The 25,989-nt window shown below is 67.2% G+C and carries 21 protein-coding genes; 16 read left to right on the top strand and 5 right to left on the bottom strand.

Going from position 1 to position 25,989, the window contains the following annotated elements:
- Positions 1-112: 112 nt before the first annotated feature.
- From NFH98_RS19190 to ubiT, 3 genes are all read left to right on the top strand, one after another.
- Positions 113-2,224: an adenosylcobalamin-dependent ribonucleoside-diphosphate reductase gene (locus NFH98_RS19190; protein ID WP_045993536.1), complete on the top strand. Its 2,112-nt coding sequence runs from the start codon at positions 113-115 to the stop codon at positions 2,222-2,224.
- A gap of 105 nt (positions 2,225-2,329) precedes the next feature.
- On the top strand, positions 2,330-3,106 hold the full coding sequence (locus NFH98_RS19185) for a ribonucleoside-diphosphate reductase (protein ID WP_108448631.1): 777 nt from the start codon (positions 2,330-2,332) through the stop codon (positions 3,104-3,106).
- A gap of 213 nt (positions 3,107-3,319) precedes the next feature.
- Positions 3,320-3,880 carry a ubiquinone anaerobic biosynthesis accessory factor UbiT gene (gene ubiT, locus NFH98_RS19180; RefSeq protein ID WP_348827231.1) on the top strand — a complete coding sequence of 187 codons (561 nt, stop codon included), beginning with the start codon at positions 3,320-3,322 and terminating at the stop codon, positions 3,878-3,880.
- Between the two features lie 86 nt (positions 3,881-3,966).
- On the opposite strand, the gene NFH98_RS19175 is transcribed toward ubiT, so the two are convergent.
- The 4 genes from NFH98_RS19175 to aptA all read right to left on the bottom strand — a co-directional run bounded on the left by NFH98_RS19175 (position 3,967) and on the right by aptA (position 9,316).
- Positions 3,967-4,884, bottom strand: a complete 918-nt coding sequence (locus NFH98_RS19175; RefSeq protein ID WP_348827230.1) for a U32 family peptidase — start codon at positions 4,882-4,884, stop codon at positions 3,967-3,969.
- An 11-nt stretch (positions 4,885-4,895) separates the two neighbouring features.
- A complete protein-coding gene (gene ubiU, locus NFH98_RS19170) occupies positions 4,896-5,891 on the bottom strand; it encodes a ubiquinone anaerobic biosynthesis protein UbiU (protein WP_348827229.1) in 996 nt (331 codons plus the stop codon).
- Between the two features lie 365 nt (positions 5,892-6,256).
- Positions 6,257-7,753 (bottom strand): CoA-acylating methylmalonate-semialdehyde dehydrogenase, encoded by a 1,497-nt coding sequence (locus tag NFH98_RS19165; protein WP_348827228.1) that lies wholly within the window; start codon positions 7,751-7,753, stop codon positions 6,257-6,259.
- A gap of 198 nt (positions 7,754-7,951) precedes the next feature.
- Positions 7,952-9,316, bottom strand: a complete 1,365-nt coding sequence (gene aptA, locus NFH98_RS19160; protein ID WP_222516352.1) for an omega-aminotransferase AptA — start codon at positions 9,314-9,316, stop codon at positions 7,952-7,954.
- A gap of 194 nt (positions 9,317-9,510) precedes the next feature.
- Here aptA and NFH98_RS19155 point away from each other — a divergent pair, with 194 nt between their 5' ends.
- From NFH98_RS19155 to NFH98_RS19105, 11 genes are all read left to right on the top strand, one after another.
- Entirely contained in the window at positions 9,511-10,290 is a 780-nt protein-coding gene (locus NFH98_RS19155) for a FadR/GntR family transcriptional regulator (protein ID WP_231498582.1), read from the top strand.
- 108 nt (positions 10,291-10,398) lie between these two features.
- A complete protein-coding gene (locus tag NFH98_RS19150) occupies positions 10,399-11,592 on the top strand; it encodes an ABC transporter substrate-binding protein (protein WP_348827227.1) in 1,194 nt (397 codons plus the stop codon).
- A 59-nt stretch (positions 11,593-11,651) separates the two neighbouring features.
- Positions 11,652-12,512, top strand: a complete 861-nt coding sequence (locus NFH98_RS19145; protein WP_108132112.1) for a branched-chain amino acid ABC transporter permease — start codon at positions 11,652-11,654, stop codon at positions 12,510-12,512.
- A 1-nt stretch (position 12,513) separates the two neighbouring features.
- Positions 12,514-13,548, top strand: coding sequence for a branched-chain amino acid ABC transporter permease (locus tag NFH98_RS19140; protein ID WP_231498583.1), 1,035 nt, complete (start codon positions 12,514-12,516; stop codon positions 13,546-13,548).
- The gene (locus NFH98_RS19135) at positions 13,541-14,293 is read left to right on the top strand and encodes an ABC transporter ATP-binding protein (RefSeq protein WP_108132113.1); all 753 of its coding nucleotides are present in this window, start codon (positions 13,541-13,543) and stop codon (positions 14,291-14,293) included. The genes NFH98_RS19140 and NFH98_RS19135 overlap by 8 nt, the downstream gene beginning before the upstream one ends.
- Positions 14,293-14,988 carry an ABC transporter ATP-binding protein gene (locus NFH98_RS19130; RefSeq protein ID WP_108132114.1) on the top strand — a complete coding sequence of 232 codons (696 nt, stop codon included), beginning with the start codon at positions 14,293-14,295 and terminating at the stop codon, positions 14,986-14,988. The genes NFH98_RS19135 and NFH98_RS19130 overlap by 1 nt, the downstream gene beginning before the upstream one ends.
- 27 nt (positions 14,989-15,015) lie before the next feature.
- A complete protein-coding gene (locus tag NFH98_RS19125) occupies positions 15,016-16,308 on the top strand; it encodes a Zn-dependent hydrolase (protein WP_348827226.1) in 1,293 nt (430 codons plus the stop codon).
- Positions 16,305-17,744 carry an amidase gene (locus NFH98_RS19120; RefSeq protein WP_348827225.1) on the top strand — a complete coding sequence of 480 codons (1,440 nt, stop codon included), beginning with the start codon at positions 16,305-16,307 and terminating at the stop codon, positions 17,742-17,744. The genes NFH98_RS19125 and NFH98_RS19120 overlap by 4 nt, the downstream gene beginning before the upstream one ends.
- A gap of 414 nt (positions 17,745-18,158) precedes the next feature.
- Positions 18,159-19,130, top strand: coding sequence for a Bug family tripartite tricarboxylate transporter substrate binding protein (locus NFH98_RS19115; protein WP_349623041.1), 972 nt, complete (start codon positions 18,159-18,161; stop codon positions 19,128-19,130).
- Positions 19,131-19,176: 46 nt separating this feature from the next.
- On the top strand, positions 19,177-19,728 hold the full coding sequence (locus NFH98_RS19110; protein ID WP_349623040.1) for a tripartite tricarboxylate transporter TctB family protein: 552 nt from the start codon (positions 19,177-19,179) through the stop codon (positions 19,726-19,728).
- A 3-nt stretch (positions 19,729-19,731) separates the two neighbouring features.
- Positions 19,732-21,246, top strand: coding sequence for a tripartite tricarboxylate transporter permease (locus NFH98_RS19105; RefSeq protein ID WP_349623039.1), 1,515 nt, complete (start codon positions 19,732-19,734; stop codon positions 21,244-21,246).
- A 104-nt stretch (positions 21,247-21,350) separates the two neighbouring features.
- Here the strand turns inward: NFH98_RS19105 and hmpA are convergent, their stop codons facing one another.
- On the bottom strand, positions 21,351-22,535 hold the full coding sequence (hmpA, locus tag NFH98_RS19100) for an NO-inducible flavohemoprotein (RefSeq protein ID WP_349623038.1): 1,185 nt from the start codon (positions 22,533-22,535) through the stop codon (positions 21,351-21,353).
- Positions 22,536-23,025: 490 nt separating this feature from the next.
- Between hmpA and norR the strand changes: the two genes are divergently transcribed.
- Positions 23,026-24,615, top strand: coding sequence for a nitric oxide reductase transcriptional regulator NorR (gene norR / locus NFH98_RS19095; RefSeq protein ID WP_349623037.1), 1,590 nt, complete (start codon positions 23,026-23,028; stop codon positions 24,613-24,615).
- A gap of 186 nt (positions 24,616-24,801) precedes the next feature.
- Complete coding sequence (locus NFH98_RS19090) at positions 24,802-25,986, top strand: NnrS family protein (protein ID WP_349623036.1); 1,185 nt, start codon at positions 24,802-24,804, stop codon at positions 25,984-25,986.
- Positions 25,987-25,989: the final 3 nt, after the last annotated feature.

Genomic DNA, 25,989 nt, shown 5'->3' with positions numbered 1-25,989 from the left:
CCGGTCGAAAATTTTACTATATCTGGTAGGGTGCCCGAGCTTATCCGGAGCGCGCATCCACCCCTTTACGACCCCGTTTATTTGCCGGTAACTTCATCGGAGACAAGCTTTCATGACCACATCCGCCAAGGCCGCCGCCCTGTCGCAGGAGGTTCCCATGCAGGGCCCCTCGTATGACATCTGGGACGCCAAGTATCGCTTGAAGGACCGCCACGGCCAGCCCGTCGACGCCGACCTTCAGGCCACCTGGGACCGCGTGGCCAAGGCGCTGGCCGCCGTCGAGGGCGACGCCGCTGACAAGTGGCTGCCGAAGTTTCGCTGGGCGCTGGAAAACGGCGCCGTGCCGGCAGGCCGGATCACCTCCAACGCCGGAGCCGAGGGCTACAAGCCCGCGGTCAGCCTGATCAACTGCACGGTATCGCGGACCATTCGCGACTCCATGCACGACATCCTCGACAGCGTGGTGGATGCGGGCATGACGCTCAAGGCCGGCTGCGGCATCGGCTACGAGTTCTCCACCCTGCGCCACAAGGGCGCCTTCGTGTTCGGCGCCGGTGCCGGCACCAACGGCCCCCTGGCGTTCATGGATATCTACGACAAGATGTGCTTTACGGTGGCCTCCGCCGGCGGCCGTCGTGGCGCCCAGATGGGCACCTTCGACGTCGGTCATCCCGACGTGCGCGACTTTATCGAGGCCAAGCGCGAGGCCGGTCGCCTGCGCCAGTTCAACCTGAGCCTGCTGATCACCGACGAGTTCATGGAAGCGGTGAAACAGGACGCCGACTGGCCGCTGGCCTTCCCGCTGCACGAGGGCGAGAAGGGCGACGTCGATGACAGCGAGCTGATCTACCGCGACTGGCCGGTGATCGAGGACGGCTACACCCAGGACGCCGAAGGTCGCGTGGCCTGCCGCGTGGTCGAGGTGATCAAGGCCCGCGAGCTGTGGGACACCATCATGCGTTCCACCTACGACTACGCCGAGCCCGGGTTCATCCTGATCGACCAGGTCAATCGCATGAACAACAACTGGTTCTGCGAAGAGATCCGCGCCACCAACCCCTGCGGCGAGCAGCCGCTGCCGCCGGAGGGTGCCTGCCTGCTGGGATCGGTCAACCTGACCCGCTTCGTGATCGATCCGTTCGGCGACAAGCCGCGCTTCGACTGGGACAAGTACCGTGAGGTGGTGGCGATCTTCACCCGCATGCTCGACAACGTGGTCGAGATCAGCGGCCTGCCGCTGTCCGGCCAGCGCCGCGAGATCGAGGCCAAGCGCCGCCACGGCATGGGTTTCCTGGGCCTCGGCTCGACCATGACCATGCTCAAGATGCCCTATGGCTCGGCCGAGTCGCTGGGCTTCACCGAGGAGGTCAGCCGAGTGCTGGCCGTGGAGGGCTGGAAGCAGGCGCTGGAGCTGTCCCGCGAGAAGGGCATGGCCCCGATCCTCGAGCAGGAGTTCGAGCTGACGCCGAAGATGCTTCGCGAGCGTCCCGAGCTCGGCCGCGACGGCTATGAGGTCGGCGACAAGGTGCCCGGGCGCATCCTGCACGCGCGCTACAGCCGCTATATGCAGAAGATTGCCGAGGTCGAGCCGCAGCTGGTGGCGGAGCTGGCAGAGCACGGCGCGCGCTTCACCCACCACTCGTCGATCGCCCCCACCGGGACGATCAGCCTGTCGCTGGGCAACAACGCCTCCAATGGTATCGAGCCGTCGTTCTCCCATCGCTACTTCCGTAACGTGATCCAGGCCGGCAAGAAGACCAAGGAGCAGGTCGAGGTGGTGTCCTTCGAGCTTGCCGCTTACCGTCACTTCATGCACGCCGACGCGGTGGAAAGCGACCTGCCCGAGTACTTCATCACCGCCGACGCGGTGACCCCCAAGCAGCACGTGGCGGTGCAGGCCGCGGCCCAGGCCTGGGTCGACTCGGCGATCTCCAAGACCGTCAACGTGCCCACCGACTTTGCCTTCGAGGCGTTCAAGGACCTGTACCTGGACGCCTACCAGAGCCGCCTCAAGGGCTGCACCACCTTCCGCTTCAACCCGGAGGCCTTCCAGGGCGTGCTGGTGCGCGAGGATGACCTCAAGAACACCACCTATATCTTCGAGCTGGAGAACGGCGAGACCCTCGAACTCAAGGGCGACGAGACGGTGATCTACGACGGCGAGGAACACAACGCCGCCAACCTCTACGACGGCTTGAAGGAGGGGACCTATGGCAAGTGGTAATCGGTCCAGCGGCGAGCCAGCCTGCCTGCCAGTCGGCGAGCCGCAATATCATGCCTGGGTCGTGAGCGTGTCACGCCCGCATCATCTTTCTGGAGGAGCCCGCTGATGGCTGTCGAAATCAATTCCAAGATCGTGGGCTACCGCGTCAAGAGCGAAGAGGCCGCCCCCGCGCCGGCCCCGCTGCCCGAGGAAAACCCGCTGACCATGCGCATCCCCTCGCGCCCCGAGGGAACGCTGGAGGCGGTGTCCGAGAAGATCTCCTACGTCGGCGCCGAAGGCCGCAAGAAGGTCTACCTGCTGGTGTCCTTCATGCCGGTGGAAGGCGTGCTCAACGGCCAGCGCGTTATCATCGAGCGCCCGGTGGAGTTCTTCTTCCCCTCCGGCCAGCTGTCCAGCGAGCACCAGTGGATCACCGCCACCATGCGCAGCCTGTCGCTGGCCGCCCGCGGCGGCTACGTCACCCAGGCGGTGGCGGATCTGCGCAAGGTGGCCTGGGACAAGGGCCTGGTGCGCTGCGGCATGAACCGCTGGAACAAGCCGATGTTCCATGACTCCGAGGTCGCCGCCATCGCCTGGTCGATCCAGCAGATCCTCTACCGTCGCGGCTTCCTCGACATCGACGGCAACCAGGTGCCGGTGGAGGACCTGGTCAGCCGTTACGCCCGACGCCAGGCCTCCGGCCACGGCTGGTACCCCGCCGAGGTCGAGGACGAGACCCCGAGCGGCGCGGTCGAGCCGCTGGACGGCAAGCCTGCCGAGTCCGCCGCCGAAGGCGCCGGCCCCGCCGTGGTCGGCAACTGCCCCGAGTGTCGCGGCGAGCTGATCATGATGGACGGCTGCCCCACCTGCTACGCCGGCTGCGGCTGGTCGAAGTGTGGTTGAGAGCCTTGCTGTACGAACAAGAGGGCGCCAATGAGGCGCCCTTTTTTGTCGGTGAGTATTGGCGCTGCTACTCGGCGGTACCCGATGAGCGGTTGCCACCGCAATGTGTGGAAGGGTTGGTGCGCGGGGGGTGTTGATGCACATCACGAACACAGGCGCGGGGTATCGCTAGCATGACCCGGCGGCGTCGTGCCGCTTGACCAGGAACCCGTCATGTCGCTGTCGCCGCTCGGCTCGCTGTCGTTGCCTTCTCTTGCCCTTCCTGCCCTGCCCACCCTTCCTTCGCTGCCGTCGTCGTTGACGTCTGGTGCCTTGACCCGGGTGCCCCATCGTCTGCATCTGTCACTGATGCGCCGTCTCGGCCCGCTGCCCCTGCCGCTGTTGCGCACGAGTCTCGAGCCCTGGCTCAACCGCACCCTGGCCGAGCCACTGGCCGACGGTGAGTTCGACGTGCTCGAAGGGCGCCGGGTGTGTCTGTCCATCGATGATCTGGCGCTGGCGGTCACCCTGACGCTTACCCACGGTCGCCTGCAGGTCACCGACGCGCCCTGGGAGGTGAAGGTGGCGGGGGGCTGGCGGGAGTTCGCCTGCCTGGCCAGCCGCGAGGAAGACCCGGACAGCCTGTTCTTCCAGCGCCGGCTGTGCCTGGAAGGTGACACCGAACTGGGGCTGACGGTGAAGAACCTGCTGGATGGCCAGGAAATGGAATTGCTGCATCCCTACCTGCTCGAGGCGCTGGGCCAGCTGCAGCGCTGGCTGCCTCGCGAGGCCTAGCCTCCTGGCTGGCGGGTTGAGCCATCTAGCGCAGGAGGCCGGCGAACCGGCCTCCTGAGTAACGCGGAGCGGGTGGGAAGGAGCGCCTAGTCTTCCAGCACCGGCGCCAGATCCATCCCTGCCTGGCCGTGCCAGTAGCCGTTGCACAGCTCGGCGTCGACCAGCGCCAGCGGCGAGGGCGCCGGGTAGCGTCCCTGGCGGGCCAGGTCGAAGTCCGCCACCACTTCATCCATCCCCTCTGAACGCGGACTCAGCCGGGCCGCGCTGACGCCCATTGTGGCCATCTCGGCAAGCTCGTGGCGCAGGTCCTGACAGGCCCCGGACAGGGTCTGGATACCGTTCAGGGTGAACAGTCGACGGCTGTCGTCCTGGGTGGTCAGCGACAGCCCTTCCGGATAGTCCTGGCAGACGAACTGGCAGCGATCCTTGGGGTGCTGGTGGTGGCGCGCGGTAAAGCAGCGTGACGACCAGGCCAGCGGCAGGTGGCCGTAGGCCAGCACCTCGCAGTCCAGCGCCAGCCCCGCCTCGCGGGCGTCAGACAGCAGCCGGGCCAGGTCGGCGCCGGGCAACTCCACCGGGGCGACGAAGCGGAACATGCCGGCGCGCTTGAGGATCTCCAGGGTCGGCACATTGTAGAGGTTGAGCGCCGGGCCGCCGACGAAGGGCAGGCCCGCCTCGGACAGCCGGTGCACCGCGCTCATGTCGTTGGCCTCGACCAGGAAGTCGCCGTTGTCGCATAGCCTGGTCAGGTCGCGCAGGTCGGCGTTGGACTCGATCAGGGTCTGCGAGCCGAGGATCACCTGCTTGCCGGCGGCGGTGAGCTGGTGGCCGATCTCCAGCCAGTCGGCGAGCTTCATGTCGCGCCGTCGCGAGCACACGGTCTCGCCCAGGGTGACGCTGGTCAGCGGCCAGTGGCAGGCCTGTTCATAGAAGGCGAAGTAGCGCTCGCGGGTCCAGTAGAAGGACACCGGGCCAAGGCTCAACTCCAGTGAAGCAGCGGTCATCTCGCCTCCTGTCATTTCCAGTCGCGCTCGTAGGCGCCGAGAGTGTGGGTGGAGCCTTCGGCCAGCGGCGCCAGGGCGGCGCTCCAGTCGGCCTGGGGGCGGTAGTCGTCGCCGGCCTGGTCCAGATGACCCAGCGCCTGGCGCCACACTCGGGTGACGCTGGCCACATAGGCCGGACTGCGCTGGCGACCCTCGATCTTGATCGCCTTGATGCCCAGTGACGCCAGCTGGGGCAGCAGATCCAGGGTGTTGAGGCTGGTCGGCGCCTCGATGGCGTGGCCGACGTCGCCCTCGACGTTGAAGCGTCCCTTGCACAGGGTCGGGTAGCCGGCCTGTTCGTCGGCGCGGTAGCGATCGATCAACACGCCGTTCAGGCGCGATTCGCGTCCGCTGGCGGTCTCCTCCCAGCGCACGTGGGCCGCCGGCGAGCACACGCCGTGGGTGTTGGGCGACTCGCCGGTCAGGTAGGACGACAGATAGCAGCGGCCCTCGGCCATGATGCACAGGCTGCCGAAGGCGAACACCTCGAGCTCCACCGGGCTGTGGCGGGCCAGGTCGCGCACCTGGTGGATCGACAGCACCCTGGGCAGCACCGCACGGCGGATGCCGAACTCGCGGTGGTAGAAGGCCAGCGCCTCGTGGCTGGTGGCGGAGCCTTGCACCGACAGGTGGCGGGGGATGTCCGGGTGGCGTTCGGCGGCGTAGGCCAGGAGGCCCGGGTCGGCCAGGATCAGGGCGTCGACCTGAAGCGAAGCCGCCTGGTCCACCGCCGCGCGCCACTGAGCCAGGCTCGACTGCTGCGGGTAGGTATTGATCGCGCAGAACACCCGGCAGCCCCGGGCGTGGGCGTAGTCGATACCCTCGCGGGCGCGCTTGTCGGTGAAGTTCAGCCCGGCGAACTGGCGGGCGTTGGTGGCGTTCTGAAAGCCGAAGTAGACCGCGTTGGCGCCCTCGTCCACGGCGCGCTTCAAAGCGGGCAGGCTACCCGCAGGACAGACCAGTTCCATGTCGATCTCCGAGCGAAGAGAGGCGCCATGCTAGCCCCGCGCGGACACCGTCGGCTTGATGCGTATCAGTGTCCGCCAATGAAGTAGGGGATGGAGCGAAGAGATGACGCGCTGCACCGGGGCCGGGTGTGGATAACCTGGCGATAGTGGGGGGCCGACTTGCGGGCCAGGCGTGTCGATAAAGGTGGGGATGAACTTGTGAGTCGTTCTGTGGATAACCCTGTGTGGCACCTTGTGAAAAGTGGTGGGCAGGCGGTGCAGGGGCTGTGGAAGGCGGTGTATAAGTCGCCTGTCAGTGGTTATCAGCGGCTCGCTGTCGTAAACGAAAACGGGCCCCGCAGGGCCCGTGGTCTTCATGCCGGTGCCTACTGACCGCCGGAGGGGAAGTGGAACTCCGCCTGGGTGGTCTCGAAGGGCGAGGGCCAGCGCTGTGACACCGCCTTGCGGCGGGTGTAGAAGCGCACAGCGTCGGGGCCGTAGGCGTGCAGGTCGCCGAACAGCGAACGCTTCCAGCCGCCGAAGCTGTGGCTGGCCACCGGCACCGGCAGCGGCACGTTGATACCCACCATGCCGACCTCGATGGCGTCGGTGAAGCGACGTGCCGCCTCGCCGTCACGGGTGAACAGGCAGGTGCCGTTGCCGTACTCGTGGGCGTTGGTCAGGGCGATGGCCTCGTCGAGGCTGTCGACACGCACCACGCACAGCACCGGGCCGAAGATCTCCTCGCGGTAGATGGTCATCTCCGGGGTGACCCGGTCAAACAGGCAGCCGCCGACGAAGAAGCCGTTCTCGTGGCCCGGGACCACCAGCTCGCGGCCGTCGGCCACCAGGGTGGCGCCTTCCTGCACGCCCTTCTCGATATAGCCGAGCACCTTGTCGCGATGCTGGGCGGTGACCAGGGCGCCCATGTCCAGGCCCTTGTCGGTGCCGGGGCCGATCTTCAGCGCGGCGATCTTGGGCTCCATGGCCTCGATCAGGCGGTCGGCGGTGTCATCGCCGACGCACACCGCCACCGAGATCGCCATGCAGCGCTCGCCGGCGCTGCCGTAGGCGGCCCCCATCAGGGTGTTGGCGGCGTTGTCGATATCGGCATCGGCCAGCACCACGGCGTGGTTCTTGGCGCCACCGAGGGCCTGCACCCGCTTGCCGCTCTCGGCACCACGCCGGTAGATGGTCTCGGCGATGGGGGTCGAGCCGACGAAGGACACGGCCTTGATCTCGGGGGCGTCGAGCAGCGCCTCGACGGTCTCGCGGCCGCCCTGGACCACGTTCATGATGCCCTGGGGCAGGCCGGCTTCCTCGAGCAGGCGGGCGACCGCCAGGGCGGCGGACGGGTCCTTCTCGGAGGGCTTGAGCACGAAGGCGTTGCCGCAGGCGATGGCCATCGGGTACATCCACAGCGGTACCATCGCCGGGAAGTTGAACGGGGTGATGCCGGCCACCACGCCCAGCGGCTGGAAGTTGGAGAAGGCGTCGATGGACGGCCCCACGTTGTGGGAGTACTCGCCCTTGAGCAGCTCCGGCACGCCGCAGGCGTACTCGACGTTCTCGATGCCGCGCTTGAGCTCGCCCATGGCGTCCTCGAGAGTCTTGCCGTGCTCTTCGCTGATCAGTCGCACCAGACGATCGGCGTCACGCTCCAGCAACGCCTTGAAGCGGTACATCACCTGGGCGCGCTTGGCCGGCGGGGTATCGCGCCAGGCCGGGAAGGCCGCCTGGGCGGCGTCGATGGCGGCCTTGACGGTGTCGGCGTCGCCGTCGGCGACCTGGCGAATGGTCTCGCCGGTGGCCGGGTTGGTGACCGGCAGATGGCGGCTGGCCTCGAGATCCTGACCATTGATCCAGTGATTGACGTTGTCCATCGAGGGTCCTCAAGTGTCGAAAGGGTGGACGGGAAAGACCCGTCCGCGCTGTGGATAACGCTGTGAACAGTGGGTGTAAAGGTTGTCCACAGGCTGTCGGTTTCAGGTGGATAAGCCGGGCGCTGGGTACCGGCAAGCGGCCCCAGGCGAGCGGGCTCAGGCAAGCGGTCTTGGTCGAGCGGCCCCAGTCAAGCGGCCTCAGTCGAGCCGGTCGAGGGTCTCGGCGACGGCGTCGAACAGGCGCTCGAGCTCGGCCTCGGTGGTGGCGAAGGGAGGGCCGAACTGTAGGGTGTCGCCACCGAAGCGCACATAGAAGCCGGCCTCCCACAGCGCCAGGTGGGCGTCGCGCGGGCGGATGGCCGGATCACCGTCGCGCGGGGCCAGCTGGATCGCCCCGGCCAGGCCGAAGTTGCGGATGTCGACCACATGGGAGCGGCCCTTCAAGGCGTGCAGGCGATCCTCGAAGGCCGGGGCGATAGCCCTGACCTGGGCCGGGAAGTCCTCGCGCTCGAGCAGGTCCAGCGCGGCAAGGGCGGCGGCGCAGGCCACCGGATGGCCGCTGTAGGTGTAGCCGTGGGGAAATTCAATGGCGTGCCCCGGGCCGCCGGCGTGCATGAAGGTGTCATGGATCTCGCCAGAGGCGATCACCGCACCCATCGGCACGCAGCCGTTGGTGATCTGCTTGGCCACCGTCATCAGATCAGGGGTGACGCCGAAGGCCTCGGCGCCGGTGCGCGCGCCGCTGCGGCCGAAGGCGGTGATCACCTCGTCGAAGATCAACAGGATGTCGTGGGCCGAGCAGATATCGCGCAGCCGCTCGAGGTAGCCCTTGGGCGGCACGATGACCCCGGCGGAGCCGGACATCGGCTCGACGATCACCGCGGCGATGTTGGAGGCGTCGTGCAGGGCGATCTGCTCGAGCAGCGCATCGGCGAGTTCGGCCCCGGTCTCGGCCTGGCCCCGGGTGAAGGCCTGGTTCGGCTGCAGGGTGTGGGGCAGGTGGCTCGAGTCCAGCAACTGGCCGAAGTGCTTGCGGTTGCCGCCGATGCCGCCAAGGCTGGTGCCGCCGATGTTGACCCCGTGGTAGCCCTTGGCGCGGCCGATCATGCGGGTCTTTTCCGGGCGGCCCTTGAGCCGCCAGTAGGCCTTGGCCATCTTCAGCGCGGTATCGGCGGACTCGGAGCCGGAATCGGTGAAGAACACATGGTCGAGTCCCGCCGGGGTCAGGCTCGCGACCTTCTCGGCCAGCTTGAAGGCCAGCGGATGGGACACCTGAAAGCTCGGCGCAAAGTCGAGACTGCCGAGCTGGTGGGCCACCGCCTCGCGGATCTCTTCACGGTTGTGGCCGGCGCCGCAGGTCCACAGACCCGACAGTGAATCGAACACCCGGCGGCCGCGGTCGTCGATGAAGTAACGGCCCTCGGCGCCCTGGATCATCCGCGGATGCTGGTGGAAGTCCTGGTGGGCGGTGAACGGCATCCAGTAGTGATGGTTGAGCCCGGCCCCCGCAGGGCGCTCGGCGTGGGCGTCGGGACGGGTATCGAGGGTGTCGAAGGTCAGCATGGCGAGTCTCCAGTCAGGGGCCGCAGGGCGGGCATGGACTCAGCATGGACAGGGCTTCAGGTTTGTAAAATCACTCTTTGTTGTCGTTCACGTGAGTAAAGATAAACGTTTAGTGTCGGCGATTTCTTTTCTTGACCAATTCACGCAACGGGTCTAATCCTTATATTTATTCGAATAAATGACCGAGGCGATCCGTGCCGACTTCCTTTCCCCAGCGCCGACAGAAGCTCGCGGACCTGATCTGCGAGGACATCAAGCAGAAGATCGTGATGGAGAACCTGTCGCCGGGTGACCGCCTGCCCAACGAGAAGGCCCTGATGGAGCGCTATGAATGCGCCAAGGGCACCATTCGCGAGGCGCTGCGGGTGCTCGAGGTGGAAGGCCTGGTCGCGCTCAAGACCGGCCCCGGTGGCGGCGCCATCATCCGCGAGGTGACCGTCGATCCGGCCTGCCGCGCGCTGCGCAACTTTCTGCACTTCCAGCACGTGGACGGTAGCCAGGTCTATCAGCTGCGGCGGATGGTGGAGGTCGAGGTGGCGGTCTCGGCCATGGACCGGCTCGATGCGGCGGGGCTGACCCGGCTGCGGGACAACATCGATCAGTGCCAGCGGCCCCATGAGGACGAACTCAGCCAGCGCCAGCACCGCATGCTGGAGCTCGAGTTTCACAACATCCTGGCCGAGTACTGCCCCAATCCGCTGCTGCGCTTCATGAGCACCTTCCTCAACGACCTGCTGCGCGACCTGGTCGTCATCAAGAAGGCCTACAAGCCGGAGCGCCACGCCTTCGATGAATCGAACATCCGCTATCACATCGCCCTGCTGGAGGCCTTCGAGGCCAGCGACCGCGAGGCGGTGCGCCGCCTGATGTACGAGCACATGTGTGACGCCGAGCACCATATGTCGGCCCTGGAGGGCGAGATGGCCAAGCAGTTCCTGGTCTCACCTGACGCCCTCGGCGAGGCGGGCGGCTAGCCTCCTGGCCCCCGACCTGCGGCAAACCAACCAACAATGACAACAACTGCCACCCCACGCCAGCGACCCCTCATCCACTCCGATGACGTCGAAAAAAGAGGAACAACAATGACTGTGCGCAAGACCTCCCTGATGCTTTCCGCCCTGGCCCTTGGCCTGGCGACCCAGCCGCTGCTGGCCCAGGATCAACAGCCGCTCACCTTCTATGGGGTGAAGTCCCTGTCCGGTGCCTTCGCCAGCTACGGCAAGTACGCCGAGATGGGCTCCCGGCTGGCGGTGGAAGAGGCCCGAGAAACCCTCGGCCGCGATATCGAGTACGTCAGCCTGGACACCGAGGGCAACGCCGGCCGCGCCATCCGCAAGGTGCAGGAAGCGATCAACCAGGACGGCGGGCGACTGTTCAACGGTGCCACCCTGTCATCCACGGCGCTGGCGGTGGGCAAGGAAGTCGCCGGCGTCGAGGGCGTGTTCATGACCCCCGCCGGCGCCGACGAGCTGACCGGCAGCGAGTGTAATGCCTCCACCTTCCGCTGGTCGGTGCCGACCTACGGGGCCATCCGCGAGACCCTGGTGCCGCTGATCGAGGCGCTACCCGAGGCCAAGCGCTTCTACACCATCACCCCCGAGTACGTGTTCGGCGAGGCGCTGCTGGACAACGCCAAGGCGGTGTTCGAGGAGTTCGGCGTCGAGCACGTCGGCAACAGCTATCACTCGCTGCAGGAGCAGGAGTTTTCCGGCTACCTGACCAACGCCATGTCGGCGGCGCCGGACGTGCTGGTGCTGTTGAACTTCGGCTCCCAGTCCTCCAACGCCCTGCGCCAGGCGCGCAACTTCGGCCTCAACGAGCAGATGGACATCCTGATGGTGTGGTCGGCGGGCCTCGACCAGTTCGAGGAACTCGGCGCAGCCAACGTCGACGGCATCTACTTCGGCGCCCAGTATTGGCACGAGGTCGACACCCCCTTCAACCAGCAGCTGGTGGCCTCGGTGCGCGAGGCCTACGACATCACTCCGACCTATCCCCTGGCTGCCGACTACACCATGACACGCGTGATGCTTGAAGTGGCCGACGCCAGCGGGGCCAGCGAAGGTCCGACGCTGATCGAGGCGCTGGAAGGCTACACCTACCAGGGCCCCACCGGTGAGGAGACCATCCGCGCCTCCGACCATCAGGTGATCAAGGACTACTACCTGCTCAAGGGCAAGGCCGAGGGCGAAATGGAAGACCCCGACGACTACGCCGACGTGATCAGCGCCGGGCGCTCCTTCGTCACCCCTGAGGACTCGCCCTGCCAGCTGTAAGGCTGTCAGCTTGCCAATCTGCCGGGGACGGCGTCCCCGGCACGACAGGAGTCGGGACCATGCTTAACGTCTATCTGTTCCAGATCCTCAACGGTCTGGGGCTCGGGATGATCTATTTCCTGATTTCGGTGGGATTGACGCTGATCTTCGGACTGTTGAACTTCGTCAACTTCGCCCACGGGGCCTTTTTTCTGGTGGGCTCCTACCTCTGCTACACCCTGGTCAGCCTGACCGGCAACTTCTGGCTGGCGCTGATCGCAGGCCCCTTGCTGGTGGCGCTGCTGGCCTGGGCGCTGGAGCGCAGCCTGATCCAGCGCATCTACCACCTGCCGCATACCTTCCAGATTCTGGTCACCCTGGGCATCGCGCTGATCATCCAGGAGCTGTCGATCATGATCTGGGGCCCGGTGGGCAAGAGCATCCCCACCCCGGAGGCACTGCAGGGCGTGGTACGCATCGGCAACTTCGCCTACCCCTACTACCGGCTGTTTCTGATCGGCTTCAGCGCCCTGGTGGCGGTGGTGCTGTGGCTGCTGCTCGAACGCACCCGCTTCGGCGCGCTGGTGCGCGCCGGCAGCGAGTCCACCGAGATGGTATCGCTGCTGGGTTCCAACATCTTTCGCCTGTTCTCCATCACCTTCGCCCTCGGGGTGGGCCTGGCCGGGCTTGCCGGGGTGCTGTCGGCGCCGCTGCGCGGGGCGCACCCCTTCATCGGGCCGGAGGTGCTGGGCCTGGCCTTCGTGGTGGTGGTGATCGGTGGCATGGGGTCCTTCACCGGCGCCCTGGTGGCGGGGCTGATCGTCGGCGTAGTGCAGAGCCTGATGACCTCGCTGTGGCCCCAGGGCGCCAGCCTGATGATCTACGCCGCCATGGCGGTGGTGATCCTGCTGCGTCCCCACGGACTGTTCGGGAGAGCATGAGATGATGACCAAGACACTCGATACCGCCGCTGCCAACCCAGGCCGGCGCCGCTTCAAGGGGCGTCTCGGCGCCGGCACCACCCTGGCGATGCTGGCGGTGATGGTGCTGCTGCCGCTGGTGCTGCCCTCCGCCACCCTGGCCACCGAGATCCTGATCTTTGCCATGGCCGCACTGGCCTGCAATCTGCTGCTCGGCTTCACCGGGCTTCTGTCCTTCGGCCAGGCGATCTTCTTCGGCGCCGGTGCCTACATCAGCGCGCTGGCGATGATCCACCTCGACGCAGGACTGATCGGCGCGCTGCTGATCGCCGTGGTGGCGGGCTGTGTGCTGGCGCTTGGCGTGGGCATGCTGTGCATCCGGCGCAAGGGCATCTACTTCGTGATGCTGACCCTGGCGCTGACCCAGATGGCCTACTTCCTAGCCTACACCCTGAGCGACTGGACCGGCGGCGACAATGGCCTGCTCGACGTGCCGCGCCCGCCGCTGGCGGTGGGCGAGACGACCCTGATCAGCTTCGCCTCGCCGCTGGCCTTCTATGCCCTGGTGGCCACCCTGTTCGCGCTGATCTACGTGGTGGCCCGGCGCATCACCGACTCGCCGTTCGGCAGCACCCTGCTGGCGATCCGCGAAAACGAGCAGCGCGCCTCGGCGCTGGGCTACGACACCCGCCTGTTCAAGATCATGGTATTCGTGCTGTCCGGCGGCATCACCGCCCTGGCCGGGGCGCTCTACGGCATGCTGCTGAACTTTGTGCCGCTGTCCAATATCGAGCTGTTGATGTCCGAGCAGATCCTGATCATGACCATCATCGGCGGGACCGGCTCGCTGTTCGGTTCGCTGCTGGGCGCCGGCGCCATCGTGCTGCTGGGCGACCTGCTGTCGTCGATCTGGCCGCGCTGGATGCTGCTGCTGGGCGTGGCGCTGATCGCGGTGGTGATCTTCATGCGCGGCGGTCTGTGGGGCGGGCTGTCGAGCCTGCTGGAGCGACGCCGTGGCAACCACGCCGAACCGCACAAGGAGGCCAGCCATGACTGACGTACTGCTGGAAACCCGCGACCTGGCCCTGGCCTACGGTGCCTTTCGGGCGGTGGACGGAGTCAGCCTGCGTATCGCCCGCGGCAGCATCCATACCGTGATCGGACCCAACGGCGCCGGCAAGACCAGCCTGTTCCATTGCCTCACCGGTGAGCGTCGGCCCACCGCCGGGCGCATCCTGCTCGATGGCCGCGAGATCACCAGGGAGCCGCCCCACGGCCGGGTCGGCCTGGGCATGTCGCGCTCCTTCCAGGTCACCAGCCTGTTCCAGGAGCTCAGCGTCCACGAAAACCTGCGCCTGGCCGCCCAGGGCATCGACGGCTGGCGCGCGCTCAACTTCTGGCAACGCCTGAACAAGCGCCGCGAGCACCTGGCTCGAGCCGACGAGATCCTCGAGCGCATCGGTCTTGCCGAGCGCGCCGGGGTGGCGGCAGGGGAGCTGTCCCACGGCCAGCAGCGCATCCTCGAGGTGGGCATGGCGATCTGCCCGCGGCCCAAGCTGCTGCTGCTGGACGAGCCCACCTCGGGCATGGGCATCGACGATATCCCCAGCATGACCTCGCTGATTGGCGAGCTGGGCAAGGACCACAGCATCCTGCTGATCGAGCACAACATGAGCATCGTGATGTCGATCAGCGACACCATCACCGTGATGAACCGCGGGCAGGTGCTGGTCGAGGGCGACCCCGAGACCGTGCGCAGTGATGCCCGCGTGCGTGACGCCTATCTGGGGGAGGCCGCCTGATGCTCGAGATCAAGGATATCCACAGCTACTACGGCAAGAGCCATGTGCTCGAAGGCGTCTCTTTGACGGTGGGCGAGGGCGAGCTGGTGACCCTGCTGGGGCGTAACGGTGCCGGCAAGACCACCACCCTGAAGAGTATCATGGGGCTGGTCGACACTCCCGCCGGCAGCATCGAGCTCAACGGTCAGTCGCTGCTTGGCCAGCCGCCGTTTCGCATCGCCCGCCAGGGCGTGGCGCTGGTGCCGGAGCACCGCGGCATCTTCAGCATCCTCAGCGTGGAGGAAAACCTGCAGATCGCGGTACGCGCCGGCAGTCGCTGGCAGATGGCCGACATCTATCGCTGGTTTCCGCGCCTCGAGGAGCGCCGCCGCAACCGCGGCAACGCCCTGTCCGGGGGCGAGCAGCAGATGCTGGCGATCGCCCGGGCGCTGCTCAACGACCCGCGGATCCTGCTGCTCGACGAGCCCACCGAGGGCCTGGCCCCGGTCATCGTCGACGAGATCGTCAAGATCTTGAAGGCGATCCGCGAGGAGGGCCTGTCGGTGCTGCTGGTCGAGCAGAACCTGCGGGTCTGCGAGGCGGTGGCCGACCGCCACTACATCCTCGAGCAGGGCCAGATCGTCTACACCGGCAGCGCCGACGACTTCCGTGACGATCCCGGCGTGCGTGATCGCTACCTGGCCCTGAGCGCCTGAGACCACTCTTTTGCAAGGATGATACCCATGACCGTTTCCGTGACCCCATCCGAGGCTGCCGGCGCCGTGCTCAAGAGCGACGGCGAGCGCCTGTGGCAATCATTGATGACCCTGGCCGAGCTGGGCGCTACCCCCAAGGGTGGCGTCAATCGCCAGGCGCTGACCGAGCTCGACCGTCAGGCCCGTGACCTGTTCATCGACTGGTGCCGGGCCGAGGGCTGCCAGATCCGCATCGACGCCATCGGCAACATCTTCGCCCGACGGGAGGGCAGCGAGCCCGGCCTTCCGGCGGTGATGACCGGCAGTCATATCGACACCCAGCCCACCGGCGGCAAGTACGACGGTTGCTTCGGCGTGCTGGCCGGGCTCGAGGTCATCCGCACCCTCAACCAGCACGCCATCACCACCCGGGCTCCGGTCGAGGTGGTGGCCTGGACCAACGAGGAAGGCTGCCGTTTTCCGCCCTGCATGATGGGCTCCGGGGTGTTCACCGGCGAGCTTGGCCTCGATGAGATGCTGGCCCGCTGCGACGACGAAGGGGTCAGTGTCGGTGAGGCGCTGGACGCCATCGGCTATCGCGGCAGCGACCGTGTGGACCTCGACGAGGTGAAGGCCTACTTCGAGGCCCATATCGAGCAGGGGCCGCTGCTCGAGGATACCGCCACCACCCTGGGCGTGGTGATCGGCGCGCTGGGGCAGAAGTGGTTCGATGTCACCCTGACCGGCGTCGAGGCCCACGCAGGCCCCACTCCCATGCACCTGCGCAAGGACGCCCTGGTCGGCGCCGCCGAGATCACCCTGGCGGTCAACCGCATGGCCAACGAGGCGGCGCCCCACGGGCGCGGCACCGTCGGCGTACTGACGCCCCACCCGGGCTCGCGCAATGTGATTCCCGGCCAGGTGCGGATGACCGTCGACCTGCGGCATCTGGAATCGGACGCCCTCGAGGACATGGCCGCCCGGCTCGCCGAGGTGGTGGCCGAGGTCAGCCAGCGTCACGGTCTGCGGGCGGAACTCACGCCCACCGCGGACTTCCCGCCGGAGGCCTTCGACGAGACCTGCGTCAAGGCGGTGCGTGCCGGCGCCGAGGCCCATGGCCTGTCGCACATGGACATCGTCAGTGGAGCCGGTCACGACGCCATCTTCCTTGGCCGGGTGGCGCCCACCGCCATGATCTTCGTGCCCTGTGAAGGCGGCATCAGTCACAACGAGATCGAGTACGCCACGCCGGAGGACCTGCACGCCGGCTGCAACGTGCTGCTCCACGCGGTGCTGGACAGCGCCGGCGTCGCCGCTCGGGCCGAGGGAGGGCAGCGATGAGTCAGGCAACGCTCCCCCCTGGGCGCCAGGCCAGCGACGAGCCGGCCCTGGCCGAGCTGGGCGCCTGCCAGGCGCTCGAGGCCTTTCGCAAGCGACGATTGACCCCGAGCCAGGTGATCGAGGACTGCCTTGCGCGGATCGCGCGGGACAACCCAAGGGTCAACGCCTTCGCCCATGTCGCCGGCGACGAGGCGCTGCGTGCCGCCGAGGCCTCCACCCGGCGCTGGCGCGAGGGCACACCATGCGGCCCGCTGGATGGCATCCCGGTCACCATCAAGGATTTGACGCTGACCCGTGACATGCCGACCCGCATGGGCTCGCGCACCAGCGACCCGGATGCCGCGATGAAGGTGGACGCCCCGGTCAGCGGCTTTCTGCGCCAGGCCGGTGCGATCATCGTCGGCAAGACCCTGTCGCCGGAGTTCGGCTGGAAGGGGGTGACCGACAATCCGCTCCACGGCATCGCCCGCAATCCCTGGAATCCTGCGCTGACCCCGGGGGGCTCCTCCGGGGGCGCCGGGGCGGCGGCGGCGCTCAACCTCGGCATGCTGCACCAGGGCAGCGACGCCGGTGGTTCCATCCGCATCCCCTGCAGCTTCACCGGCACCTTCGGCATCAAGCCGACCTTCGGCTGGGTGCCCCAGTGGCCGGCCAGCGCCATGAGCACCTTGTCACATCTGGGACCGATGACCCGCAGTGTCGAGGACAGCGCCCTGATGATGAGCCTGCTGGCGCAGCCGGACGCTCGCGACGGCTACCTTGGCGGCCCCTGTCCCATCGACTGGCGCGCGCCGCCGCCGCAGGACCTGCGTGGCTGGCGCGTCGCGCTGAGCCTGGATCTGGGCTACGTCCAGGTGGCGCCGGATATCCGCGCCCGGGTGGAGCAGGCCGCCAGTGAGCTCGAGGCGCTGGGGGCTCGGGTCGAGCGGCTCGACCCGGGCTTCGAGGATCCCATCGACACCTTCAACACGCTGTGGTTCTCCGGCGCCTCCCAGGCCCTTTCGAGGCTGTCGCCACAGCAGCAGGCGCTGCTGGACCCCGGCTTTCTCGAGATCGCCCGTCGCGGCGCCGATATTCCCCTGGCCGAGTACCTTGACGCCCGCCGCCGGCGCGCCGAGCTGACCGCTTGCATGGCCGACTTTCATCGGCGCTTCGATCTGCTGGTGACCCCGACGATGCCGATCTCGCCCTTCGCGGCCGGTCATAACGTGCCGCCGGGCGGCCCCTACCGGGAATGGATGGACTGGACCCCCTTCACCTATCCGTTCAACCTGACCCAGCAGCCGGCGGCGTCGCTGCCCTGCGGGCTGGACGACCAGGGGCTGCCGGTGGGGCTGCATCTGGTGGGGCCGAAGTTCCGCGATGACAGGGTCATGCAGGCGGCCGCGCTGCTGCAGTCGCGCCTGCCTCGGCTGAGCCCGCCGGGGCTGGGCTAAGGCGCTGCGTCCTTCAGGGCGGATAAAGCAGACGATGCGGCGAGGGTGATAGAGAGTAGACCGCAAACGACAGCGGGGCCGATCGGCCCCGCTGTCGTTTTTCATGGCGCCCGATCAATGCCGCCTTCTTATGGCGCCCAGTTGATGAAGCGCCTTCTTATGGCGCCGGTGCCGCGCCGACAGACGGATATCCTTCACTAAAGTCGCATTTCGCCGTCGTCATGCTCTGGCTATCTTGGGTACACGAATACTTTGTATGATGTAATACCTTAAGTGCAAAAGCCGAAGTAGTCGTCACAAGAGCGGCAACTACAAGAGCAGCAGTCCCCACAGGAACGGCCACACCGCCTTGCGTCGGCCGTCCCCGCAAGCCAACAACAAGCACTGCCCTGACGGTGGCAAGGAGTGGAAGAGATGCGCAAGTCGATGAGCATGACCCTGGGTGGCCTGGCGCTGGTCGCCAGTGCCTCGGTCGCGGCGGACTATCCGGAGCGCGACGTTCGCATGATCGTGCCCTGGGGCGCCGGCGGCGGTACCGACGGTATCGTGCGCAAGATCTCCAACCTGGCCGAGGAGCCGCTGGGGGGCACCGTCTACGTCGAGAACATCGAAGGCGGCATGAGTGCCAACGGCCTGGTGCAGGCGTTGGGCGCGCGCCCCGATGGCTACACCCTGATCGCGCTGACCTACGACAGCGTCGTCACCATCCCGTGGCAGGGAATGCTGGCCGGCTACGATATCGACAAGCTGGATCTGATCGCGCGGATCACCAGTGAGCCGGACGCCGTCGTGGTGCCGGAGGATTCGCGCTTCGATAGCCTCGAGGCATTGATCGAGGCGGCCAAGGCCGCGCCGGGGGAGATCCGCGCCGGTATCCAGAACATGGGCTCGCGGACCCACCTGACGCTGCTGCAACTGCAGGACCAGGCCGAGGTGGAGTTCAAGATCGTCTCCTATCCCGGTGGTGCGGCGCCACAGAAGGAGGCCCTGCTCAACGGAGAGGTGGACCTGGCGTTGACCAGCCTCGGTGACTTCGAATCGCTGATCTCGGCGGGTGACGCCCGTGGCCTGGTGGAGTTCACCGACGTCCAGAGCGAGAGCTTCCCCGACGTGCCCCCGGCAACCGAGCTGGGCTACGACATCCAGATGGGCAGTTTCGTGATCCTGGCGGCGCCTGCCAATACGCCGGACGAAGCCGTGACGGCCCTCGAGGCGGCCTATCAGCAGGCCTACGACAGCGAGGAATTCCAGAACTGGCTGGTCGACGTCGGTGTCACCCCCAACTGGCTGGGCACCGAGGAGGTCGAGGACTGGGCCGAACAGACCCAGGGTGAGCTGTTCGCGCGCATGGATGAGCTGAAGGAAGCCGGCCTGATCGGCCAGTAAGCCCGCGCCGCCACCGCGGTGGCGGCTCTTTTCCGGAGGACTCCCGATGAAATCGCTCTCCCGCCTGGGGACCTGGCTGACGGGGCCGACAGGTGTCGTCGTCTGCCTGTTGGCCCTGACCCTGATCTATCTGCTCGAGGCGTTCAAGATCGCGCCGCCCATCAACAACGGGGCCCTGACCGCCTCCTTCTTCCCGGTGGCGCTCGCCGTGGTCATGCTGCTGGCGCTGGGTGGCGTGATCCTCGCCGATCGACGCGAGGCGGCCAGTGGTGAGGCTGGTGGTGAGGCTGGTGGTGAGTCCGGCGCCGGGGAAAGCGACGAGGGCGGCGACAACCGTGGCGATGCAAAGGTGGCGGCGTGGCGGGGGCCGGTGGCGGTCACCCTGCTCACCGCCGTCTATATCGCCCTGTTTGCCCACCTTGGCTACTTCATCGCCACCTTCCTCTACGCCTTCAGCATGACGCTGGCCTTCGCCACCGGGCGGCCCTCGCCGCAGGCGCTGGCGTTCAAGGCGCTGGTGGCCGGCGTGATCACCCTGCTGGGATACGGGCTCTTCGAGCTGGTGTTCCAGGTTCGCCTGCCGACGCCCTGGATCTGACCCATGGACTATCTGATCGAACTCTCCAAGGGCCTTGCCGTGCTGATGCAGCCCGACATCCTGCCCTACCTGATCGGCGGCTACCTGATCGGCACCTTCTTTGGCGCCGTGCCGGGGCTCACCTCGATGCTGGCCATCGCCCTGCTGTTGCCGTTGACCTACAGCCTCGACATCACCGCGGCGCTGGTCGCCTGCGCCGCCATCTTCATGGCCGGCATGTGCAGTGGCAGCATCACCGCCACCACCATCAATATTCCCGGTGCCCCGGCCTCGATGATGACCGCCATCGAGGGCTACCCCATGCAGCAGCGGGGCGAGGGCGCCAAGGCGCTTGGCCACGCCGCCCTGGCGTCGATGATCGGCGGTGCCCTGGGCGCCATCATGCTGATGGTGATGGCGCCGCTGGCCACCGAGGCGGCGCTGCTGATTCGCACGCCGGGCAAGTTCTCGCTGATCGCCTTCGCCCTGATCGTGATCGTCATCTCCCAGCGTGGGGCCATCTCCAAGGGCCTGGTCGCCACCACCCTGGGGGTGATGGTGGCCACCGTCGGTATCGATGTGATGCAGCCGGTCACCCGCTTCACCTTCGGCACCGGCGTGCTGATGCAGGGCATCGACATCATGCCGCTGGTCATCGGCGCCTTCGCCGTCAGTGAGCTGCTGGTGCAGTCGCAGAACCGCGCCTCGCGCACCGTCGAGGTCGACGCCATCAAGGCCAGCGTCATTCGCCGCCGGGACTTTATTCCACCCTGGCACGAGGTGCGTGAAATCGGCGTCTATCGCTACGTCAAGACCGCCATCATCGGCTACAGCGTCGGCGTGCTGCCGGGCGCCGGAGGCTCCATGGCGGCCTTTGTCGCCTACGCCGAGTCCATGCGCAGCACACGCCACCCGGAGAAGTACGGCAAGGGTTCGGTGGAAGGCATCGCGGCGGCGGAGGGCGCCAACAACGCCATGTGCAGCGGCGCCTTCGTGCCGATGCTGTCCTTCGGTATTCCCGGCGATCCCACCACCGCCATCGTGCTGGGCGTGCTGGTGATCAACGGCCTGCAGCCCGGGCCGCAGTTCCTCGACAGCCAGCTTGCGCTGGTGGCTCCGATGTTCATGGCGCTGCTGGTGGCGGCCCTGGTGATGGTGCCGCTGACGCTCTACGTGCTGGGACCCTGGTTCGTGCGGATCGTCTCGATCCGCCGCGATGTGCTCTACGCCAGCATCGCGGTGATCGCGCTGGTCGGCTGCTACGTGGCTACCTACTCGATCTTCCAGATGGGACTGGCGCTGGTGTTCGGGGTGCTCGCCTTCCTGCTGCGGCGTCAGGGCTATCCGGTGGCCTGCCTGCTGCTCGGTTTCGTGCTCGGCCCGAGCCTGGAGGAATACTGCCGACGCTCGCTGTCGCTGTCCGACGGCAACCCGCTGATCTTCCTCACCAGTCCCGACAGCCTGTTCTTCCTGGCGCTGACCGGGGTGTTCTACTACTTCATGGTGGTGAGAAAGCCCGAGGCGCGACAGCACGCCTGAAACTCAGGTTGGTGAGTGATGGCTGGGAGACACGACAAGGCCGCGCCCTCGGGCGCGGCCTTGTCGTGGTGGGCTGAGTGGAACGCGACGGTCAGACGTGCTTGTCAGGCGGCGCTCTTGGTAGGTTCAAGCGGACGCGAGGGGCCGAAGTGCTCGTAGTGACGGCGCTGCTCGGGGATGCCCAGTTCTGCCAGATGGCTGTCGATGGCGCTCATGAAGGGTGGCGGGCCGACGAAGTAGCACTGGGCGTCGCCGCCGGGCAGCAGGCGGGCCAGCAGCTCACGCTCGAGGCGGCCCTTGATGTCGCCACCGTCGCCTTCCTCGTAGGCGCAGACCCGGGTCAGCAGTTGCGGATAGTCTCGGGCAAGGGCCTCGACCTCGCCACGGAAGGCGTGGTGGTCGATGTTCCGGGCAGCGTGGATGTAGCAGACCCGGCGTCCCTGGGCCAGGGCCTGGCGTGCCAGCGGCAGCATCGGGGTCTGGCCGACGCCGCCGCTGATCAGCATTACCGGTGCGTCGCCATCGTCCAGGGTCAGCTCACCGGCAGGGGGCAGCAGTTCCAGGGTGTCGCCGACGCGCATCTGCTGGTGCAGGAAGTTGCTGACCAGGCCGCCCGGCTCCTGTTTCACCGAGATGCGATAGCTACGGCCGTTGGGGCTGCCGGACAGGCTGTAGTGGCGATGCACGATTGCCTCGTCCACCGCCAGACGCAGGCCGATGTACTGGCCGGGCTCGGCGTCGGCCACCGGCTGGCCGTCGACCGGCTCCAGGGTGAAGGAGCGAATTACCTCGCACTCGCGCTGGATCTGGGCGACACGAAACTCGCGCAGTCCACGCCAGCCGCCGGGGCGCTCGGCGAAGGCCTGGTAGCGCTCGGCTTCGGCGGCGATCAACAGCGCGGCCAGGTCGCTGTAAAGGGCCGCCCAGGCGTCGGCGATCTCCGGCGTCACCACCTCGCCCAGCACCTCGCCGATGGCGGCCATCAGGCATTCGCCGACGATGGGGTACTGCTCGGGCTGGATGCCCAGCGAGACGTGCTTGCTGATCACCGTCTGCATCGAGTCGATGACCTCCTGGGGCTGGCGGCGCAGGCCGACATAGGCCAGCACCCCTCGCGCCAGCGCCTTCGGCTGGCCACCGTCGGCCTGGTGGGCCTGGTTGAACACCGCCTTGACCTCCGGGTAGCGCTCGAACATCAGCGGATAGAAACGGGCGGTGATGGCGTCGAGGTGTTCGGCGACCAGAGGGGCGGTGGCATCGATGATGGCGTCTTGGGCAGCGGTGGTCATGGCGTCTCCTGTCAGGGATATGGCGCAGCGCGCTCCCACTGTGGCAAAAAACCTTCACCGCGTCGGAGGCCTGGCTCGTTTGGGCCTACTTTTTCTCTACAGCTTGTGAACAGAGCATCGGTTGATATGCCTCGACACCTGCGGTGCTTCCACGGGGTCGGGGCGTATCGCTCGTCGCCTTTCTGTACCCTGTATGGAGCAAGCGATATGCCGCTTCGCTTAAGGTGCGCCAACTTGCCACAGTGCGGGTGATCCAGAGTAGGTAATGAGCGGGCAGTGTGGATCCACAGGGCGCTTGTCGAGAGCGCTGGTCACGCTACCCGGCTCCTTTTTTTCTGGCCCGGTTCCCGGCCACGTTTGCGACCCGATTCTGTCCCGGTATTCGCCCAGGACAGTGGTACCTCTTGCGAATGAAATCGAGGTTGCATGTCGATCTGACACTACAAGTGCTATCGTTTTGACACTATTGATAGTCAAAAGGACATTCTAGGTGGTCAGCTTTCTACGACGCCTGCGTGCCCTGCTGCAGCGCCTGGGCGATGAGCAGGGCCCCGAGCTCGCCGAGGCCTGGCAGGGCGTGCTCGAATCATTGGTGGCCCCCACCGCGGCGGATGCCAGCGCGCTGCTGGTGGCGCAGGGCTCCGGCCTCAGGCCGGTGGCCACCATCGGCCTGCCCGAGGGCGTGGCCGGCAGGACCTTCGCCTTGGGCGAGCATCCTCGCCTCGCCGCCATCGCCGAGGCGCCGGGGGTCTGCCGCTTTGCCGCGGACTCGCCCCTTCCTGATCCCTACGACGGGTTGCTGGATGACGGTCTTAGCCCTGTCCATGACTGTCTGGGGGTGGCGTTGCGCGACGGTGATGAGCTGATCGGCATGGTCACCCTGGACGCCCTGACCCCGGGGGCGCTGGCCGAGCTGGATGACCAGGGCCTGCTGGCGGCGGCCGAGTTGCTGGGCACTTGCCTGCGGCTGTCCCGGCGTCTGGACGGCGCCCGCCTGCAGCTCGCCCTGCAGCGGGATGGCCATGGCCAGTTGCCGCGTCGGCTGACCGGCTGGCGCAGTGGCGCCATGCGCAAGCTGATGGCCTCGGTGGAGCTGGTCGCCGCCACCGACATGAGCGTGCTGGTGCTGGGCGAGACCGGCGTCGGCAAGGAACGCATCGCCCATGCCCTCCATCACGGCTCGCGACGTGCCGATGGGCCACTGGTGGTGGTGAACTGCGCCGCGCTGCCAGCCTCGTTGATCGAGAGCGCCCTGTTCGGCCATCGGCGCGGGGCGTTCTCCGGGGCAACCAGCGACCATCGCGGGCACTTCCAGATGGCCGACGGCGGCACCCTGGTGCTGGACGAGGTGGGCGAGCTGCCGCTGGAGCTGCAGCCGAAGCTGTTGCGGGTGCTGCAGGAAGGCGAGGTCCAGCCATTGGGCAGCGATCGGCTCCAGCATGTCGACGTTCGGGTGGTCGCGGTGACCAACCGGGATCTTGCCCTGGAGGTCGCCCAGGGGCGCTTTCGCGAGGATCTCTATCATCGGCTCAGCGCCTTCCCTCTGGAGGTTCCACCGCTGCGCCAGCGTCCCGAGGACCTGGCGCTGCTGGTGGGACACTTCCTGGAGCAGAACCGGGTGCGTCTCGGCGTCGGCAACCTGCGCCTGAGCGAGGCCGCGCGGGTGTCGCTGGCGGGCTGGCACTGGCCAGGCAATGTGCGCGAGCTGGAGTCGCTGCTGGCACGAGCCTCGCTGCTGGCATTGGCCTCGGTGGACGTGCTGGGGACGCCCGATGCCCGCCGTCGTAGCGTACGCATCGAGGTCGAACACCTGGGGCTGGCGCCGGCGACAGCCCGGGCCACCGACGCGCCCGCAGCGCAAGGCGACACGTCTCGAAGCGCCGTGTCGCCGGCCGATCGGCCAGCGGGCGAGGCGCTGGATCGAGAGCCCTCGCTGCGGGAGGCCTCCGAGGCCTTTCAGCGCGAGCGCATCCGGCAGGCCCTGGACACTGAAGGCAACTGGGCAGGGGCGGCTCGCCGGCTGGGGCTGGACCCCGGCAATCTGCATCGCCTGGCGCGGCGGCTGGGGCTAAAGGCCTGATTCTGGCCTGGTCATCGCCAAGGGCGTGCGAGGCTGTCGCGGGGTTGGGGCTGGGTTGGGGGATGCAGGGCTTGCCAGCGTGAGTCAGGTTTGCGGCATCGGCAGTGCCTTTGATGTGCATCATGGTGATGTTGTCCAAAGCGGGCCAGACTTCACAAGACCAAGTGAATTACTCAGGTACTCGCCATGTCATCCGTCGCCGCTCGTCTGCCTCTTGCGCGCCTCGCCTTTCGTCCCTTCTTCCTGCTGGCGGCGGCCTTCAGCGTGGTGGCCCTGCTGGTGTGGCTCGCTTTCTGGCACGGCATCTTCGTGCTGTCGCCCCGGGCGGGCATGCTGTGGTGGCACCAGCACGAGATGCTGTTCGGTGTGGTGGGGGCGGTGGTTTCGGGGTTCTTGCTGACCGCGGTGCAGACCTGGACCGGCCTCAGGGGGCTCCATGGCGCCCCGCTGCTGGGGCTCGTCGCACTGTGGCTGGCGGCCAGGCTGGGGCTGGCCTTTCCCGTCTTGCCACAGGCGCTGGTGATGGCGCTGGACGTCGGCTTTCTGCTGATCGTCTGCGCCGTGATGGCGGTGATGGTGATCCGGGCGAAGCGCTGGCGCAACCTGATCTTCGTGCCGGTGCTGGCGATCCTCGCCGGTGCCAACCTGGGCAGCCACCTGGGCGTGCTCCAGGGTGACCCTGAGCTGGTGCGCCAGTCGTCCTACCTGGCGGTGCTGCTGGTGACGCTGATCATGGGGGTGCTGGGCGGTCGGGTGATCCCGATGTTCACCGCCAACCGGCTGGGCCTGAAGCGCCGCCCGGCGCTGCCCTGGCTAGAGGGGCTGGCGCTCGGCAGCCTGGCGCTGGCGGTGGTGCTGCAGCTTACACGCACCCTGGGGGCCGATCTGCCCGACAGCGTACTGGCGCTGGCGCTGCTGGCGGCGGCGCTGGCCCACCCGCTGCGCCTGATACGCTGGCAAGGCCGTGCCACCGGACGTGAACCCCTGCTGTGGAGCCTTCACCTGAGCTACGCCTTCGTGCCGCTGGGGCTTTTGCTGTGGGCCCTGGGGCTGTGGGGCGTCGGCCGGGCAGAGCTGGGTGTCCACGCCATCACCGTGGGTGCCATGGGCACCATGATGCTGTCGATGATGTCGCGGGTGTCGCTGGGCCATACCGGCCGCCCCATGCGCTGTCTGCCGGGCATCGGCGTGGCCCTGGGCCTGCTGGTGGCGGCGGGACTGTCGCGCTCGCTGGTGCTGGCGCTGTGGCCCTCGGTCACCCACTGGGTCTACAGCCTGAGCATCCTCCTGTGGTGTCTCGGCTACGCCATCTTTCTGGCCCACTATGTGCCGATTCTCGGCAGTCCGCGTGTCGACGGTCAGGACGGCTAGGCT

It is taken from the genome of Halomonas sp. H33-56 (genome assembly GCF_040147035.1).
Taxonomy (GTDB): domain Bacteria; phylum Pseudomonadota; class Gammaproteobacteria; order Pseudomonadales; family Halomonadaceae; genus Halomonas; species Halomonas litopenaei.
The sequence above is the reverse complement of the archived record's forward strand: the minus strand, read 5'-3'. Positions and strand labels throughout refer to the sequence as shown.

What these genes read in the sequence shown, in the direction of transcription:
- NFH98_RS19190 (WP_045993536.1), top strand. Translation starts at nt 113, where the DNA reads ATGACCACATCCGCCAAGGCCGCCGCCCTGTCGCAGGAGGTTCCCATG.
- NFH98_RS19185 (WP_108448631.1), top strand. Translation starts at nt 2,330, where the DNA reads ATGGCTGTCGAAATCAATTCCAAGATCGTGGGCTACCGCGTCAAGAGC.
- ubiT (WP_348827231.1), top strand. Translation starts at nt 3,320, where the DNA reads ATGTCGCTGTCGCCGCTCGGCTCGCTGTCGTTGCCTTCTCTTGCCCTT.
- NFH98_RS19175 (WP_348827230.1), bottom strand. Translation starts at nt 4,884, where the DNA reads ATGACCGCTGCTTCACTGGAGTTGAGCCTTGGCCCGGTGTCCTTCTAC.
- ubiU (WP_348827229.1), bottom strand. Translation starts at nt 5,891, where the DNA reads ATGGAACTGGTCTGTCCTGCGGGTAGCCTGCCCGCTTTGAAGCGCGCC.
- NFH98_RS19165 (WP_348827228.1), bottom strand. Translation starts at nt 7,753, where the DNA reads ATGGACAACGTCAATCACTGGATCAATGGTCAGGATCTCGAGGCCAGC.
- aptA (WP_222516352.1), bottom strand. Translation starts at nt 9,316, where the DNA reads ATGCTGACCTTCGACACCCTCGATACCCGTCCCGACGCCCACGCCGAG.
- NFH98_RS19150 (WP_348827227.1), top strand. Translation starts at nt 10,399, where the DNA reads ATGACTGTGCGCAAGACCTCCCTGATGCTTTCCGCCCTGGCCCTTGGC.
- NFH98_RS19145 (WP_108132112.1), top strand. Translation starts at nt 11,652, where the DNA reads ATGCTTAACGTCTATCTGTTCCAGATCCTCAACGGTCTGGGGCTCGGG.
- NFH98_RS19140 (WP_231498583.1), top strand. Translation starts at nt 12,514, where the DNA reads ATGATGACCAAGACACTCGATACCGCCGCTGCCAACCCAGGCCGGCGC.
- NFH98_RS19135 (WP_108132113.1), top strand. Translation starts at nt 13,541, where the DNA reads ATGACTGACGTACTGCTGGAAACCCGCGACCTGGCCCTGGCCTACGGT.
- NFH98_RS19130 (WP_108132114.1), top strand. Translation starts at nt 14,293, where the DNA reads ATGCTCGAGATCAAGGATATCCACAGCTACTACGGCAAGAGCCATGTG.
- NFH98_RS19125 (WP_348827226.1), top strand. Translation starts at nt 15,016, where the DNA reads ATGACCGTTTCCGTGACCCCATCCGAGGCTGCCGGCGCCGTGCTCAAG.
- NFH98_RS19120 (WP_348827225.1), top strand. Translation starts at nt 16,305, where the DNA reads ATGAGTCAGGCAACGCTCCCCCCTGGGCGCCAGGCCAGCGACGAGCCG.
- NFH98_RS19115 (WP_349623041.1), top strand. Translation starts at nt 18,159, where the DNA reads ATGCGCAAGTCGATGAGCATGACCCTGGGTGGCCTGGCGCTGGTCGCC.
- NFH98_RS19110 (WP_349623040.1), top strand. Translation starts at nt 19,177, where the DNA reads ATGAAATCGCTCTCCCGCCTGGGGACCTGGCTGACGGGGCCGACAGGT.
- NFH98_RS19105 (WP_349623039.1), top strand. Translation starts at nt 19,732, where the DNA reads ATGGACTATCTGATCGAACTCTCCAAGGGCCTTGCCGTGCTGATGCAG.
- hmpA (WP_349623038.1), bottom strand. Translation starts at nt 22,535, where the DNA reads ATGACCACCGCTGCCCAAGACGCCATCATCGATGCCACCGCCCCTCTG.
- NFH98_RS19090 (WP_349623036.1), top strand. Translation starts at nt 24,802, where the DNA reads ATGTCATCCGTCGCCGCTCGTCTGCCTCTTGCGCGCCTCGCCTTTCGT.